At 41.0% G+C, this 16,156-nt stretch carries 11 protein-coding genes; 7 read left to right on the top strand and 4 right to left on the bottom strand.

Annotated features, from left to right (window positions below; all coding sequences use genetic code 11):
- Positions 1–402: 402 nt before the first annotated feature.
- Complete coding sequence (locus tag GJU39_RS21830; RefSeq protein ID WP_154283122.1) at positions 403–2,064, bottom strand: FMN-binding glutamate synthase family protein; 1,662 nt, start codon at positions 2,062–2,064, stop codon at positions 403–405.
- Between the two features lie 82 nt (positions 2,065–2,146).
- On the opposite strand from GJU39_RS21830, the gene GJU39_RS21825 reads away from it, so the two are divergent.
- The 3 genes from GJU39_RS21825 to GJU39_RS21815 all read left to right on the top strand — a co-directional run bounded on the left by GJU39_RS21825 (position 2,147) and on the right by GJU39_RS21815 (position 9,915).
- A complete protein-coding gene (locus GJU39_RS21825) occupies positions 2,147–2,767 on the top strand; it encodes an L-threonylcarbamoyladenylate synthase (RefSeq protein WP_154283121.1) in 621 nt (206 codons plus the stop codon).
- 441 nt (positions 2,768–3,208) lie between these two features.
- Positions 3,209–8,986: a T9SS type B sorting domain-containing protein gene (locus GJU39_RS21820; protein ID WP_154283120.1), complete on the top strand. Its 5,778-nt coding sequence runs from the start codon at positions 3,209–3,211 to the stop codon at positions 8,984–8,986.
- A gap of 8 nt (positions 8,987–8,994) precedes the next feature.
- Positions 8,995–9,915 carry a PorP/SprF family type IX secretion system membrane protein gene (locus GJU39_RS21815; RefSeq protein WP_154283119.1) on the top strand — a complete coding sequence of 307 codons (921 nt, stop codon included), beginning with the start codon at positions 8,995–8,997 and terminating at the stop codon, positions 9,913–9,915.
- 374 nt (positions 9,916–10,289) lie between these two features.
- On the opposite strand, the gene GJU39_RS21810 is transcribed toward GJU39_RS21815, so the two are convergent.
- Entirely contained in the window at positions 10,290–10,634 is a 345-nt protein-coding gene (locus GJU39_RS21810; RefSeq protein WP_154283118.1) for an EthD domain-containing protein, read from the bottom strand.
- Positions 10,635–10,736: 102 nt separating this feature from the next.
- Between GJU39_RS21810 and GJU39_RS21805 the strand changes: the two genes are divergently transcribed.
- On the top strand, positions 10,737–11,087 hold the full coding sequence (locus tag GJU39_RS21805) for a winged helix-turn-helix transcriptional regulator (RefSeq protein ID WP_154283117.1): 351 nt from the start codon (positions 10,737–10,739) through the stop codon (positions 11,085–11,087).
- 124 nt (positions 11,088–11,211) lie between these two features.
- On the opposite strand, the gene GJU39_RS21800 is transcribed toward GJU39_RS21805, so the two are convergent.
- Positions 11,212–11,550, bottom strand: a complete 339-nt coding sequence (locus tag GJU39_RS21800) for a winged helix-turn-helix transcriptional regulator (RefSeq protein ID WP_154283116.1) — start codon at positions 11,548–11,550, stop codon at positions 11,212–11,214.
- A 117-nt stretch (positions 11,551–11,667) separates the two neighbouring features.
- Between GJU39_RS21800 and GJU39_RS21795 the strand changes: the two genes are divergently transcribed.
- A complete protein-coding gene (locus tag GJU39_RS21795) occupies positions 11,668–12,444 on the top strand; it encodes an SDR family oxidoreductase (protein ID WP_154283115.1) in 777 nt (258 codons plus the stop codon).
- Positions 12,445–12,755: 311 nt separating this feature from the next.
- Here the strand turns inward: GJU39_RS21795 and GJU39_RS21790 are convergent, their stop codons facing one another.
- Complete coding sequence (locus GJU39_RS21790; RefSeq protein WP_154283114.1) at positions 12,756–15,167, bottom strand: outer membrane beta-barrel protein; 2,412 nt, start codon at positions 15,165–15,167, stop codon at positions 12,756–12,758.
- 623 nt (positions 15,168–15,790) lie between these two features.
- On the opposite strand from GJU39_RS21790, the gene GJU39_RS21785 reads away from it, so the two are divergent.
- Both GJU39_RS21785 and GJU39_RS24350 read left to right on the top strand, forming a co-directional pair.
- The gene (locus GJU39_RS21785) at positions 15,791–15,964 is read left to right on the top strand and encodes a hypothetical protein (protein ID WP_154283113.1); all 174 of its coding nucleotides are present in this window, start codon (positions 15,791–15,793) and stop codon (positions 15,962–15,964) included.
- Between the two features lie 37 nt (positions 15,965–16,001).
- On the top strand, positions 16,002–16,156 hold a 155-nt coding region (locus GJU39_RS24350), incomplete at its 3' end, for a transposase (protein ID WP_154281226.1).

Genomic DNA, 16,156 nt, shown 5'->3' with positions numbered 1-16,156 from the left:
CCTGCAGAATTGGAACTTGACATTATCTCAGCTATACATTATGTTTGAGGATAGAATAAAGCTGCATTTGCAAAATGGTTAAACTGGCTGACACAGTTCAATTTACACTACCTTGTAGAAATTAATTAACATCGTAAATTTTTCTATAACTAATGTTTGAAGGACGATACATAGTGGTGGCACAGGTCTTCGACAAGCTCAGACTGACAACTTTAGCGAATTAGGCCCTATGTCAACCTTTTATTACCCCAGATGTGTGGTTATCTGTGCCCTCTGTGGTTAAAAACCAGACCCCATACAAATCCAGACCCCCGTTTATTTGTGTCTACATGTGGTTAAAATAAAGCATAAAAAAGCCCTGTAAATCTTCAACTTACAGGGCTTTTCTACTATTTAAAATTTTTAAATTCCATCATCATGCATGGTATCGCTATATGGATTAGCATGTCGATAATCAATTGCAGAAACTTTATAATCTGTAGGCGCAAAAGTTTTGGAGGTACTCAAAGCCATCCCCAATTCGAAACGAGTGGGATATGGCGTTTGCAATAGACTTCCGGCAGGTATGTATGGGAAACTCTCTAAATAAGATTGCATTACGCTGGAGCTCACCCGGCGATTAATATACGCCCTGCTTAATTGATGTGGCTCCCGTAAACCCGCAGCACCCAGCAATTCTACCGCGCTGGCCACAGTAAGGTTATGGAAGTTTTTAACACGCACCGTTTTATCTTCTACCACCAAACCTTTCATCAAACTTTGATCTTGCGTAGCCACACCCGTTGGACAAGTATTGCTATTGCATTCCAGTGCCTGGATGCACCCTAAAGCGAACATCATTCCGCGGGCCGCATTACATAAATCGGCTCCTAAGGCAATGTTTTTAACTAAATCGAAACCAGTAGCCACTTTACCAGAGGCAATGATTTTAATATGCTTTTTCAAATCGAAACCGTTCAATACATCATATACAAAAGCAACACCTTCCCGTAATGGCATACCTACAGAGTTGGAAAACTCCTGTGGCGCAGCACCTGTTCCACCTTCACCCCCATCAACGGTGATGAAATCCGGATAAATTCCTGTCTCGATCATTGCTTTGCAAATGGCATAAAATTCGCTTTTACGCCCAATACACAATTTGAAACCTACTGGTTTTCCACCTGATAAATCACGTAACCTTTTCACAAATTCCAATAAACCTAATGGTGTATTAAATGCAGAATGCGCAGGCGGAGAGAGCACATCTTTCCCTTCGGGCACCAGGCGAATCCGCGCAACTTCAGCGGTTACTTTCTTGGCCGGTAACATCCCGCCGTGACCAGGTTTGGCACCTTGCGACAACTTAATTTCGATCATTTTTACCTGATCTGCCTGTGCACGTTCGCCATAAGCTTCATAATTAAATGTTCCATCGTTATTTCTGCAACCAAAATAACCTGTTCCAATTTGCCAGATTAAGTCACCCCCCGGTTTACGGTGATAATCGCTGATTCCACCTTCACCGGTGTTATGTGCAAAGTTGCCCATTTTAGCACCGCCGTTTAAAGCCAGAATGGCGTTCTGACTTAATGACCCAAAACTCATTGCCGAAATATTATAGATACTGGCCGAATATGGTTTGATACAACCTGGCCCGCCAATTAATACGCGTGGATCCAAGTTTAATTCGTGGTGTGAAATGGCTGCAATGCTGTGACTAAGCCATTCATAACCATTTTCATATACGTTAAGTTGTGTTCCGAAAGGGATGGTATCATTATCGGTTTTGGCACGTTGGTAAATTAAGGAGCGGTTTAACCGGTTATATGGCGTACCATTGGTATCACTTTCTACAAAATACTGATAAACCTTTGGTCTCAATTCTTCCATGAAATAACGCAGTCGCCCGAAAACCGGATAGTTCCGCACGATACTGTGTTTTGGCTGATATAAATCGTAAACACCGAGGATTACAAAAGGGCCAGTGAAGAGGAATGTCCACCATAAAAACGGGTGATATAAGCCCAGCATAATGGTGAGGGCAATTAAAAATGCAGCAATTGCCACGAAAGCTTTTCTCATAATAATAGACTAGCGTATGTTTTGTAATGCAAAGATTAAGAATATTAAACAACCAACACTATTAAATTGTTATTTTTACGCTATGCTTATTAAAATCTATCCAGAGAACCCTAACGAAAAAGCCATTCAACAGGTGGTAGAAGTACTGAAAAAAGGCGGATTAATTATCTATCCTACCGATACCATTTACGGATTGGGTTGCGACATTACTAATCCAAAAGCAATTGAAAAAATAGCCCGCATCCGTGGCATTAAACCAGAAAAAGCAAATTTCTCTTTTATCTGTCATGATTTAAAGCACATTTCTGATTATATTAAACCCATCGATAATACGACTTTCAGGGTGTTGAAAAAGGCATTACCGGGGCCCTTCACCTTTATTTTTGACGCGAATAATAATGTTCCTAAATTATTAAGCTCAAATAAAAAAACGGTGGGGATTCGGGTTCCTGATAACAATATAGCCAGATGCATTGTGAAGGAACTGGGGAACCCGATCCTGTCTACTTCCATCAAAGATGATGATGATGTAATTGAATATTCAACTGATCCGGAATTAATTCATGAGAAATACGAAAACCTGGTTGATTTAGTGATTGATGGCGGCTTCGGCGATAACGAGGCTTCGACTGTTATTGATTGTACCAATGGAGAGTTCGAAGTAATCCGTGAAGGAAAAGGAAATATTGAAGATTATCTATAATAATCGCTTAAACATTTGCCCTTTTTAAATTTACCAACATCAATGTTAATATTCCCGAAATTAACTAAATTTAAATCTGAAATGGCTAACTACCATTTTTATTGCCAAACACAACTAATTTAACATCCCCTCCATATTAAATTAATATCTGAACCCTATTTTAGCATCCTAAACATCCCATATGTTGCAAACGCTACTTCAATAAGCTGTATTCCAGCAAAATCGTTCGCTATGCGAATGGGTTTCCTATATATTCACGTCAATGGCCGGCACTGAGAAGGGCTAAATTGCGCTGGATATTTAAATCATCCGATAATCACCTTTAACATCCTGAATGGCACAACTTTACCTGCATAATTTATTTCCTGATTTTTTTTAGCACACCTGCTGCTATCCGCTGTAATGCGATTATAAATCATTTTATATCCCTATCAAATCTGTATGAAAAAAATTTTACTTCTCTCTCTGCTCTTTTTGATCTCGGTCAGACTGTTTGCCCAGGTAACGCTCACAACTTCTCCTTATGTAGAAAGTTTTGATGGCATTGGCACTTCGCTTCCGCCCGGCTTTTCTGTTAGAACAGGTGCAAACGCCACCTCGCCGGGTGTAGCTGCAGCATTTACCAATACCGCAACTGCCTGGAACAACGCCACTGGTGCATTCAAAAATTTCGCTTCTGCAACAACGGGCGCCACAGCAACAACGGCAATACAGACTTCTGCTACTGACCGGGCTTTGGGGTTAAGGCAAACCGCTAATGTTGGAGATCCTAACGGTGCTTTCGTTTTCCAGCTGGCTAACACCACAGGAAAAAAAGCCTTGAAGCTGAGTTTCAATTTGCAATCTTTAGATGCAGGATCGCCAAGGCAGGCAACCTGGCGTGTTGATTACGGTGTTGGTGCTGCACCCACGGCGTTCACTGTAGCAACAGCCACCGGAACATTAACCACCGGAAGCAGCTCATTCACCAATAACACCATTAACGTAGATTTTGGCGCAGCTTTGGATAACAACGCTAACTCCGTTTGGATCAGAATTGTAACCATAAATGCCACCACAGGAGCGGGAAATCGGCCTTCTACAGCGATCGATAATTTTAACCTTTCCTTTACTTCAGATGGTGCGGTAGCAACGCCAACATTAACTACATCGGTAGCCAGTTTATCATTCGGGAACCAAAGTATCGCCACAAATTCCAGCGCCCAAAGTTTCACCGCAAAAGGCACAAATACTACAGCAAACACCATTATCAATACCAATTTGCCGTTTTCGGTATCAAAAGATAACACCACGTTTTCTTCTTCGGTAACCTTTACACCAGCCGAAATCTCTGCAAGTCCTGCCGTTTATGTAAGATATAGTCCGACGGTTGTTGGCGCATCATCAGGCAATGCAACTTTATCCAGCACTGGTGCACCAACCATAAATGTTGCGTTAACCGGAACAGGCGTAGCAGGAGACCTCACTCCTCCGGTTACAGCCGCTAACTATCCGAAAACAAATAATGCCGCCATTACATCTGTAGATTTAATTAATAACATTAACGAGGCCGGAACAACTTACTATGTGCTGCTTCCTTCGGGATCGACCGCGCCAACGCCTGCACAGGTAAAGGCGGGCTTAAATGCAACAGGAACAGCTGCATTCAAGTCGGGTTCATTTGCAAACACGGCTGGTGCGGATGCTTCTGCTACCATAACCGGATTAACCTCCGGAACAAGTTATATTTTTTACGTAGTTGCCCAGGATGTTGCCGGTAATCTGCAAACCACTGTTGCCAGTGTAGATGCTATCACAGCAAATCCTCCTTTGGTAAGTGCGCCAATTATAATCAGTCAATATTATGAGGGCACTTCGGTTAACAAATGGATTGAGTTAACCAATTTAAGCAATGCGCCGGTAAATACGGCCTCGCCACAATTAAAGCTGGCATTATACAATATTTCCGGAGATGGCGGAACCATTAATATTGCTGGTGTGCCTTCTCAGATCGTTAATTTAAACTTCACCATTCCAGCCCGCGGATCAGTTTTGCTTGGTAATACCGGAAACAGCAATTCCGAAATCCCTTACCTCACGCCTGCAAATGCAGTACAGAACAACAATACCGTAATAAATTTTAACGGAAACGACGGGGTGGCACTCTTAGATGCCAACAACAATATTATAGATGCTTTTGGCCAGGGAATTAACGCGAAAGATGTTTCTTATGTAAGAAGTTTGAACGTTACTGCTCCTAATCCGGTTTATGCTGACGAAGACTGGACCAGAACTACAATGGCCCTGGTTCAAAATGCTATTGATGATGATGATGCCAATCGTTTAGGCGTTCATTTCCCACCAAATCTTCCGGTTTGCGCTGCACCAACAACGCCGGCAACCGCATTAACCTTTAATAGTGTAACAACGAACAGTATAGCTGCAACATTTACTAAATCAACCGATGCGAATGAGTACCTGGTGATTAGAAGCCTGAATAATACCTTAACCGCTTTGCCAACCGACGGTACCGTTTACAATGTTGGCAGTTCTTTTGGTGGCGGTATTGTAGCGAATAGAATTGTAACCAATACTTTTACTGATAATGGATTAACAGACGCAACCAGTTACACCTACTTCATTATTCCATTAAATAATATATCCTGTACCGGTGGCCCGAAATATTTAACTGCTGATGTGTTAAGCGCAAGCCAGGCCACAAAAGCCTTGCTTCCCTGTGCAGTTCCGGTTGCTCAGCCAACTAATTTTACCATTACATCATCTAACTATAATTTTATCCAGGGTGCATTTACACCAGCAAATGGTGCAGATGAATATCTTGTAGTGATGAGTACCAGTAATGCTTTAACCGCTGTACCAACAAATCAAACTACGTATAACATTGGCGATCTTCTGGGTGGCGGAATCGTGGTGAAACGAGGAGCCGGCGGAACTTTTATCAGAAACGGTTTATCTCAAAATACAAACTATTATTTCTTCATTTACTCCATCAACAGCGCTTGTAGTGGTGGTCCTCTTTACCTTACTAACCAACCGCTTTTAGGAAACCTCAAAACCGGGGTTTTGGATGTAAATAAACTAAATTTCTATTACGGAAACCTGCACAGTCACAGTAGCTACTCGGATGGAAATAAGGATGATTTAACCAAAAAACCAGAAGATGATTATGCCTTTGCCAAAAACGCTATGAATCTTGATTTCCTGGGTATATCCGAACACAACCATACCCAGGCCGGAATGTCTTTAGCCAGCTGGCAACCAGGCATTGATGCCGCTAAAAATGCAACCACCTCTACCTTTGTAGCCATGCATGGGATGGAATGGGGCGTAATTAGTGGTGGCGGCCATGTTATTGTGTATGGGATTGATTCACTAATTGGCTGGGAACCCGGTGAAAATCAGATTTATGTACCTAAAAGTGTTTACACTGGTCCTACCGGACTATTCAGAATTATCAACAGACATGGTTTAAATGCCATTGCAACCCTGGCGCACCCCAATACCAGCGATTATAACAACATCTCAGCTACATATGATTTAAGTGCCGATAGTGCAATTGTTGGTGCTGCTTTAGAAAGTGGCCCTGCGTTTTCTACCAATATTACTTATTCAGACCCTGCAAGTTCGATGAGTTATCTAAGTTATTACAATAGAATGCTGGCCAGGGGTTATCACCTCGGGGCCAGTATAGACCACGATAACCACAATCTAACTTTCGGACGGCATACCAGGGCAAGATTAGTGGTACTCGCTCCTGCGTTAACGGAAAATGATTTACTAGATGCCATTAAAAAGATGCGTTTCTATGCCTCGCAGGATTCGGCTGCAAAAATAGTCTTCACGATAAATAAGCAACCCGTTGGAAGTGTATTTAAAACAGCAGGTGCGCCCTTAATTGAACTAAACTCGATCACCACAAGCCCGGTAACGAGCATTAAGATTTTTTATGGCACCCCGGGCAGTGGTGTAAACCCGGTTGAATTAACCGCCGGCACCACTACCAGTTTAACCTATACGGATAACGCCCTGGCAAACTTAGCTACGGGTTATTACTATGCCGATTTGGTAGAGGCCGATGGAAGCCGGATTATTACTTCGCCAATCTGGTATAGCAGGGACGATGCAACAGTGAAAGCCAACCAAACCATTACCCTTGCACCAACAAAAACAGTAACCTATGGCGATCCTGATTTCCCCATTGGTGCAACCAGCGATAATACCAATATTAATATCACTTACACCAGCAGCGATCCAACTATTGCAGCCATTAGCAATAACGATGTGCATATTGTTAAAGCCGGGACGGTTACCATTACGGCAAACCAGGCGGGAGATACATTTTTTAATCCGGCAGTTGCCAAACAGCAGGTTTTAACCATTGCACCGAAAGTAATTACCGTAACGGCTGATGCTAAAACCAAGGTAGAAGCAACTGTAGATCCATCGTTTACTTATACTTCTACGCCCTCATTAATTGGTGCCGACACTTTTACAGGTACTTTGACCAGAAATCCTGGTGAAACAGCCGGCGACTATGCCATTACCCAGGGAACATTGGCCTTGACAGCTAATTACGCCATCAATTACAAAGCGGCAAATCTTCGGATCTATGCCATCCCGGTGGCGGTGGCCAGTGCAAATGTATCAGTTCCTTTAAATGCACCTGCACCCGTTATTACCTTCACCGCATCTGCAGGAAATTCACCATTTACTTTTACCTATAACATTAACGGCGGCACGGCTCAAAGTGTAACTTCCAACACCAATTCTGTAACGGTATCTGCACCAACAAATACGGTTGGCACTTTTATTTATACGGTAACCAGCATCACGGATGCATACAGCACACAAACGCAAAATGTTTCCACCACGGTAAAGGTAAATCCACTTCCTGTAGCCACCATTTCTGGCACAACTGCGTTATGTATAAACGGAACCGCTCCTGCAGTTACCTTTACTGGTGGAAACGGAACGGCACCTTATACTTTCACCTATAACATTAATGGTGGCGCCAGCCAAACCATCAGTACAAATAATTCCAGTACAACAGCAACTTTATCTGCTCCGGTAAACGTTGCGGGCACATTTAACTACAATTTGTTAAGTGTTACAGATGTAAATGCAGCCCAAAATCAAACAGGCCGCGCAACGGTAACAGTGAGGACTTTGCCAACAGCAACGCTATCAGGGGCTGCGGCTGTTTCACAAAATACAGCTTCGCCTACCCTTACTTTCACCGGTTTAAACGGAACGGCACCTTATACTTTTACCTATAACATTAATGGCGGCGCAAACCGAACCGTAACCTCTTCAGGCAATACGGCAACAATCGCTGCACCAAGTGCTGTGGCAGGAACTTTTGTTTATAATCTGGTGGCGGTAGCCGATGTAAATTGTAGTCAGCCGCAAACAGGTGCTGCAACTGTAACCGTACGGCCCCTGCCAATAGCCACAATTACCGGTACTACCGCTGTTTGTAACTTCAATGTCTCACCTGTAATTACTTTTACAGGTGCTGCCGGAACAGCACCTTACACTTTTACCTACACCCTAAATGGAAGTAGTAACAGAACGGTAACCACAAACGGAACAACCGCAACATTAACGGTACCAACGGGCACTGTGGGCACCTCTGTTTACACCTTAGTAAGTGTAACCGATGCCTTTGCCACACAAACACAAACCGGCAATGCCACTATTACTGTAAATCCGCTTCCTGTAATTACCATCAGCAGCAATAAAGGTTTATCTGTTTCAAAAGGCGAAACGATTATTTTAACCGCAACCGGTGGTTCACAATATAGCTGGACTGGTGCAGATATCAATAGCGGGCAAACTACTTCCAATGCGACCATCAGGCCAAAACAAAGTGGTAATTATAAGGTAATAGTGACCAATGCTAACGGTTGTACGTCAGAGCAAACGGTTTCCATTACCGTTGCAGACGATTACAATTTAGAAGCAAGTACGGTAGTAACACCAAACGGCGATGGTTATAATGATAAGTTTATCGTTAAAAATATCGATTACTATCCAAACAATACCTTAAGGATTTTTGATAAAGCCGGGCGGATATTATACACTAAACAAGCTTATACCAACGATTGGGACGGAACAGTTAATGGCAGTCCGCTTGCAGAGGGTACTTATTACTACATCATTGACTTAGGAACGGGAATCAAAACTTTTAAAGGATACATTAACATCATCAGAGACTAATTACAGACATGAAAGCAATTACAAAAAACATAAAGCAAATAAGTCGCGTAACGTTTCTATTTGCAACAGGCATTTTATTTTCGGCAGGCGTTAAAGCACAAATCCTTCCCTTAAATGCACAGTATTTTCAAAACAGGTACCTGGTTAATCCATCTATGGCGGGTATAAATGAGGGTTTTAACATCAACGGAAGTTTTCGTAAACAATGGTCGAATATTCCAGGTGCACCAATTACCCAGAGCGTAACTTTAGATCAACAGGTAAATAAAGTGGGCTGGGGAGTAAACGTTTATAATGAAAAATCGGGTGGTTTACAACGCACTAAAGCTGTGGGAACCTTCGCTTATCACTTACCATTAAGCAGCAATAACCAGCAGTTAAATTTTGGGGTATCTTTTGGTGCCAGTCAGGATAAACTGGATTTAAGCAGCATCCGCAACAGCGATATTAATGATCCATCTATTGCCCGTTTTAATGATCGCGGCTATTATCTTGATGGCGATTTTGGCGTTTCATACACCTCAAACGGACTTACCGTAGAGGGTGCCATTCCGAATATGCGTACGGTATTTAGAAATGATGATTTGAATTTTGCCAATAAGCCAACTTTTTATTCTGCGGTGGGTTATAAATTTAACTTTGGAACGGGTATGGATGCCATTAGCATTGAGCCAAAAGGAGTTTTCAGGGGGATTAAAAATTATGATAACCTCTGGGATGCGGGTGTAAACGCTAATTTCGCAAACGATAAATTGTATGTTATGGCAATGTACCACAACACGCAAAATGCCACTATTGGCTTTGGCATGAATTATAAATCATCACTATATTTCATGGCTTATTACAATACTGCAACTTCTGCAATAAGCGGCTATACCAATGGCGATTTCGAAGTGAATCTCCGGGTAAATATTGGGAAGAAACCTTAATTTATTTATTAACGATGAAGCCGCAGCAATAGATTTTTATCTGATGCTGCGGCTTTTTTGTGTTGATATCTGGCGAAAAACCCTATCTGCCTATCTGCACTTCCCCTGAAGGGAAAGGCTTTGAAATAAGCATTTTCGCAGCTCTCGATTTAAATCGTTTAGCGCTCAATAAAGTGAATGGTTAAGAATGCGGAGATTCATCGTGACTATGGATGACAGCAAAACAGAAAAAAGCTGGCACTCTTCTGTTTCGGAAAGTGGGTAATTCCCTTCTTTATTGCCATAACTTCTTTTCTAATCTAATGCGTGATCCAGTAAATCAATAACGCCCATCAACCTATTAGGTTAATTCGCGTTATCGATAAGGTTATTAATTATGCACCAGCTTTGATGATTGTTTCATTGGTTGCCATTGCAATATAATTTGAAGTATCAAAAAAATTGGGCTCATCCGGATGCACTTTTGTTAAATAATTTTCTGATGTGAAGAAGGTGTTGAAATCCTCAAAGGTATCAAACGAGATTTCTACTACAGCATCATATAAAGGCTTAGGAAAACCTTCCGCTACTATAGGGTGGTTAACTATATACTTTCTAACGTAAAGTTCTACCTCAGGGATAGAACAGAATAAAGGAGCGTGTTGATTTTTGTGATAATCCACAAATTCTTCCAGGCTCATGCCTGGGAGTTTTTGCACTAAAAATGTAAATTTGATCATTGTCTATATTTATAATTTGAGACAAACTTATTTCATTACTTACATTACAGCAAGTACGCACAAATTTGTGCTTATTTGCTTTGACAATTGATTGACTAAGCGATGTATAAAAAGAAAATTCCTATTAGGACGGATTGTGGCCTGCACGTATTTAAGGAACTTTTGAACGGAAAGTGGAAACTGATGCTGATCTATTACATTTCAGAGGAGGTAAAAAGGCCAGGCGCATTGCAGAAGAAAATTGCTGTAGACAGGCGGGTTATGAACAAGCAATTGGATGAATTGGTGAAATATGGGTTTGTAGATAAATTTTCTTTCGATACTAAAATTCCTAAAGTAGAATATCAGTTAACAGCTCTGGGAGTTAGTCTGTTGCCTTTGATAATCAGCCTGGAAAAATGGGGCGAAAACAATAGAGCTGTTTTAGAGGCAGCCCTCAGTGAAAAACAATAACCGAATTATCACTATGCCGACATAGTGTAATTATATTGTTTACATATGGTGAGATCTATTTCGGTTGGCTTGGTTTGCAAAAAATGTTCAGACTTAAAATTTAACTTCCCTTATTTTCAAGATCCTATTTAACAGGATAATCATATAAATTATCAACTCCCCAATTATAAAAGTCATTTATTATCGGCTCTAGCTTTTTACCTTTTATTGTTAGACTATACTCCACTGTTGGTGGAACAGTAGCAAATACTTCTCTGGTAATAATTTTATATTCTGCTAGATTCTTCAATTCTTTAACCAACATCCTTGTATTAATATGTGGAACTGTACGCTCCAATTCACTAAAGCGCTTCTTCCCTGAAAACAGGACATAAATGATGGACATTGACCATTTCCCGCCTATAACTTTCAAAAGTTCCTGAAAAGCACACTGCTCCTCAAAATTGTTTATTATTTTTTTCATTATAACTACCTGTTATTCAACTAAACTTTACAATATGGTATTACTTCACATTTGTGTAACTACTTTCAAAAGTAAAGTATTCAGGGTACTTTTGAAAATAATTATTAAATCAATTTTATGAACAACTCATTAAACGGAAAAATAGCACTTGTTACCGGCGGCACAAAAGGTATAGGCAAAGCTATTGCAGATAAATTAAGTAATGCCGGCGCAACGGTTATTATAACAGCTCGTACAAAACCGGAAGAAAGTTTAAACGGGCAATATTTTATAGGTGCCGACCTTTCAAAAGCAGAAAGTGCAAAAACAATATCAAAACAAATCCTGGAAAAATATGGAAAACTGGATATCATCGTGAATAACGCAGGAGCCAATTTAACTCCAGGCGGTGGATATAGTTCACTTACAGACCAGGATTGGGATAATGAATTGCAATTGAACTTAATGTCAGCAGTACGTATAAATAAAGCACTACTTCCCTTGATGATTGAAAAGAAAACCGGAGTCATTATAAATATATCAATGAATCCTGCGATTCAACCTATTTGGGAAATGACTATGGCGTACTCGGCAGCAAAAGCAGCATTAAATGCCTATAGTAAAGCTTTAGCATCAGAACTAGGAAGTAAAGGAATACGGGTTAATACTGTATCCCCTGGACTAGTTAAAACTCCACAGATGCATCAAGCCATGGAAAATATGTCAAGATCATTAAATATTACAGTGGAAGAAGCTACACAGTCGGTAATAAATAAACTGGGTGGAGTTCCACTAGGAAGGCCTGCTGAGCCTGAAGAGATTGGCGACTTGGTGAGGTTTCTTGTTTCTAACGAGGCTAGTTATATTACAGGAGCTATCTACCAAATAGATGGCGGTTCTATGGCGGTGGTTTAGCTATATTTTTAATCTTTCTCTCATTCCAATCTGCTATAAAAGGAAGAAGAAATATTCTTTATGACAACAGTTACTTTAATTAAGAAAACGGCTTAACACCGCTTTCTTAATTAAAAACTGGTGGAGGTCAATACGGCCAGTGCAGCAATCGATATCAGAACATCTATCTCGCTTTCTCTTTCCGATAATGTTTTTTCTATAAAACCATGCCACACTGGTTATTGCTGGTTAGTACACTTCTCGAGTAACTGGCTAGCGTATTACCAAATAAGGAGGGTATAATGAGAATGATAACTTCTGAATCACATGGGCTACATTAATCTGCCCTTCACGTCTTGTGAGCCCGTATCCCGGTCACGCTTATCTTTAACCGTTTGTTTGCCGAAGTTATAACTGATCGCTAAGGCTACGCTTCGGGTATCATTATAATAATTATCCTTTACACGAAGTGCACCAAGCATATACTCATACCGGTCTCTATTGCTTTTAAACCAGTCCTGCGCAGATAAGGTGATCCCAAAAGGGCCAGCGGTTTTTCGCAGTCGTACCTCCGTATCCAGTCGGTTCCCAATGTGCGTGTTGACAATGGTAGCGGGAAATGAATTAGTTATTACCAATGTACTCGTCAGTCCTGCTTTTTTCGAAATGGTAAATGTTTGATTAGTCGCCAGCGTGACAGCAACCGTCTTGTTATCAATGGCAATATCATTGGCATAAGTTCCTTTGGTCACGACATAGCCCACCAGCATCGTTCCCGAAAACCGCCACCAGGGTTTAGGCTGATTATTGTAGCTGGCCGTTAGCGCATACCCGTAACGGTTGCCATAATTGGTTTTTTGGTTGATAATGGTGTCACCCGAGGTATAGGGTAGCGAAAAAATTTCACCTATAGTTTGACTGGCAGCCAGTTGAAGCGTTAGTGATCCCCATTTTTCATTTAAACTATGGCTAAGCTCTTGGCGATAATATTTGACAGGTTGCAGCAGTGGGTTACCTGTAAAATAAGCTTTATCTGTGGTATATGTACGGAAAGGGTTTAAGTCCCAATAGCCTGGCCGTGAAATTCGGCTGGTCACGGCCAATACGTAAGCTCCTTTCTTCTTGGTTGCCAATTTTAAAAAGGCGGCAGGAAAAACATTGGTATAGTTTCGTGATACAACCTGATTTTCCTCCAACCAGCCTTTGGCTACCGTATTTTCCATTCTAAGGCCTACTTGATAAGACCAGGCAGAACTTAATTTATAACTAAAATTACCGTACAGTGCGTTGATATTTTCTTCATACCGGAAACTGTTACTCTGATACGGATTACTTATAAAAATGTTACCACCGATTAGGTCTTCTAATAAGAAAGTATTGCTGATTTTAGATAAGGAGCTTTTTCCACCAAAGCTGAGCATTCCTTTTTTGTTTCGAAGCGGCAGGTCAAGGTCAGCTTTTACTGATTGGTTGTTGATATGCTGAGGTGATGCAGTCCGAAAGACGTTCAGATCGTTGATTGCGTTACCTGTAAGCGGATCTAAGTTGGTATTGGTGCTGTTGGAATTGTTGTCAGAGCGGTAAGCCAGGACGTCATAATCCACACTCAGCATTTTACCTGTAGAGTCCAGTTTACCCTGGTAGTTTAAATTCAGAGAGTAAGTTTGCGAATTAATCCTGTCTTTGTTTGCGGTCCTGGTCACAGAATCTGTGGTTGTATAGAAATCCCTGGTTAAAGCGTTACGGGTTTCCCTGCGGGATATCCCAGCGAAATCAAAAAGCATCCCCACTACGTGATTGTCAATAAGCTGATAATCTGCACCTAAACCAGCCCCAGGATAAAGCTCTGTATACCGGTTTACTGAACTGATATTTCTTCGGTCAGGGCCGTTGGAAGACGTACCTGCCGGATAGAATATATTACGATCCGTATTAGGCTTGCGGCTTCGGTTTCCCATATACAAATTCGAGTAAAAATTCCATTTTCCTGAACGTTCATTCAAAAAAAGGCTACCAGCTTCTGAATTGACTGCCGTTTGACGACTACTTAAAGAGGCGCTACCGATAAGTCCCTCTTCCTTGCTTTTTTTAGTTACTATATTGATAATGCCTGCTCCGCTTTCTGCTTCGTAACGGCTTGGAGGGGTAGTTATGACTTCGATTGCCTCCAGGTTATCTGACGGTAAACTGCTTAGATAAGATTTGAGGGCACTGCCAGATAGCACCTTTTTTTTGTCATTAATGTATACTATAACTCCGGTATTGCCGCTGATCGCAATAGATCCATCTTCGGATGCACGTACCAACGGCGTTTTTTCAAGAACATCCCAAACGTTATTACCCGCCACTAAATCCGTTTGACCAACATTGAACCGGAAGCGGTCCAATTCCCGCTGGAATACCGACTTTTGTGCCTTGATGGTTACTTCAGATAATATTCGTGTAGCGTTAAGTTGCAAGTTGATTGCGGTATCCCGGTTCAGTATAAACTTTATGATGGTGTCACGGTAAGCTACAAAATTTACACGTAGCGAGTAACTGCCCGGCTTTAGATTACTGATTTGATAGTTACCGACACTGTCTGATATAGCACCAGAGGTTTTCACCCCCGGTTGCTGTAAAGTTATTATTGCTAACGAAAGTGGTTTACCCGTATGATCTGTTATTTTGCCGGTTACCTTAAACTGGGCATATAGGTTGGTCACGAGAATGGTAAAAATTATAGATAGGGTAAACTTGAACATAGATTCGCGCGATAATATTTAGTAAAAATGATGATATAAAAATTCTACAATTAGTAAAAAAGCAGCAATATCTTTTCTGCATTTTCCAGAACTAAAGTTGTCTTCCCCATTTATCCTTTATTCAACAACTACACGGACGCGATCTAAATGCTGTATTCTGGTAAACGGAGTTCTCTTATCACCATTTGGTTGAGTCGCCACTAGTATTTTAAACGACGTAGCTAGGCTAGAGATTATGAGTCTTCTGGCCTAATCGTCCTATTATGGGACAAAATGTGCTTTTCTGACTTACAGAAGCAATTTACGGACTATTTTTGGAACCGCAAAATTTGGCTTGGTTACGTATTTGTTACGGTCAAGTTCTTGCAGTCAGCCAAGTAGGCCTTTTTGTCAAGGATAAAAATAAAATCGATTTCACCGGGCTCGTCATTTACCGAATGATTTTTATAATGGTTGACTGATTTCAGCGTCTTTACATTTCTATTGCTATAACTCATATTAATTTAGCTCCCCAAACGATGTGGTAATCATGATTTATTGGTTAAGTATTTCCTTGATTTGGTTATCATACCCAATTGGTGGTTTCTGAAATTTGTACTGTTAATTCATTTATTTTTAATCCCATGGATAATCAAATCAAATCTATCGTAAGAGATCAGTCAAATGCTGATCTATCAAAGGAAACCAGTGAGCTCCTGGATAAAGTTGCCGAGGCATTCGCCTATACGCAACGTTCTCCAATACTTCATTCACCATCGGAGGCAGTGGAGTTGCTACATTTGACTGGAGGAATTTAGTTGTCAGATTTAACTAGAAACTTTTAAATTTGATTATATGAGCAAACGAGTATTTGATGATTCCTTCAAAAAAATGGCTATAGATTTATCTAATAGCCGAGGATCGGTGAAAGAGGTTGCAGATGAGCTTGGAATAAACGATAGCCTTCTGAGTAAATGGAGACAGCGTGAGTCGGAGCCCAAACAGAGTCC

The organism is Pedobacter petrophilus (assembly GCF_009674725.1).
In the GTDB taxonomy this organism is placed as follows: Bacteria; Bacteroidota; Bacteroidia; order Sphingobacteriales; family Sphingobacteriaceae; genus Pedobacter; species Pedobacter petrophilus.
Note: the sequence above shows the minus strand (reverse complement) of the source record. Positions and strands in the feature narration are given on the sequence as shown.

Bases quoted from the DNA above. Each gene is read 5' to 3' on its own strand.
- GJU39_RS21830 (WP_154283122.1), bottom strand. From the start codon at position 2,064: ATGAGAAAAGCTTTCGTGGCAATTGCTGCATTTTTAATTGCCCTCACC.
- GJU39_RS21825 (WP_154283121.1), top strand. From the start codon at position 2,147: ATGCTTATTAAAATCTATCCAGAGAACCCTAACGAAAAAGCCATTCAA.
- GJU39_RS21820 (WP_154283120.1), top strand. From the start codon at position 3,209: ATGAAAAAAATTTTACTTCTCTCTCTGCTCTTTTTGATCTCGGTCAGA.
- GJU39_RS21815 (WP_154283119.1), top strand. From the start codon at position 8,995: ATGAAAGCAATTACAAAAAACATAAAGCAAATAAGTCGCGTAACGTTT.
- GJU39_RS21810 (WP_154283118.1), bottom strand. From the start codon at position 10,634: ATGATCAAATTTACATTTTTAGTGCAAAAACTCCCAGGCATGAGCCTG.
- GJU39_RS21805 (WP_154283117.1), top strand. From the start codon at position 10,737: ATGTATAAAAAGAAAATTCCTATTAGGACGGATTGTGGCCTGCACGTA.
- GJU39_RS21800 (WP_154283116.1), bottom strand. From the start codon at position 11,550: ATGAAAAAAATAATAAACAATTTTGAGGAGCAGTGTGCTTTTCAGGAA.
- GJU39_RS21795 (WP_154283115.1), top strand. From the start codon at position 11,668: ATGAACAACTCATTAAACGGAAAAATAGCACTTGTTACCGGCGGCACA.
- GJU39_RS21790 (WP_154283114.1), bottom strand. From the start codon at position 15,167: ATGTTCAAGTTTACCCTATCTATAATTTTTACCATTCTCGTGACCAAC.
- GJU39_RS21785 (WP_154283113.1), top strand. From the start codon at position 15,791: ATGGATAATCAAATCAAATCTATCGTAAGAGATCAGTCAAATGCTGAT.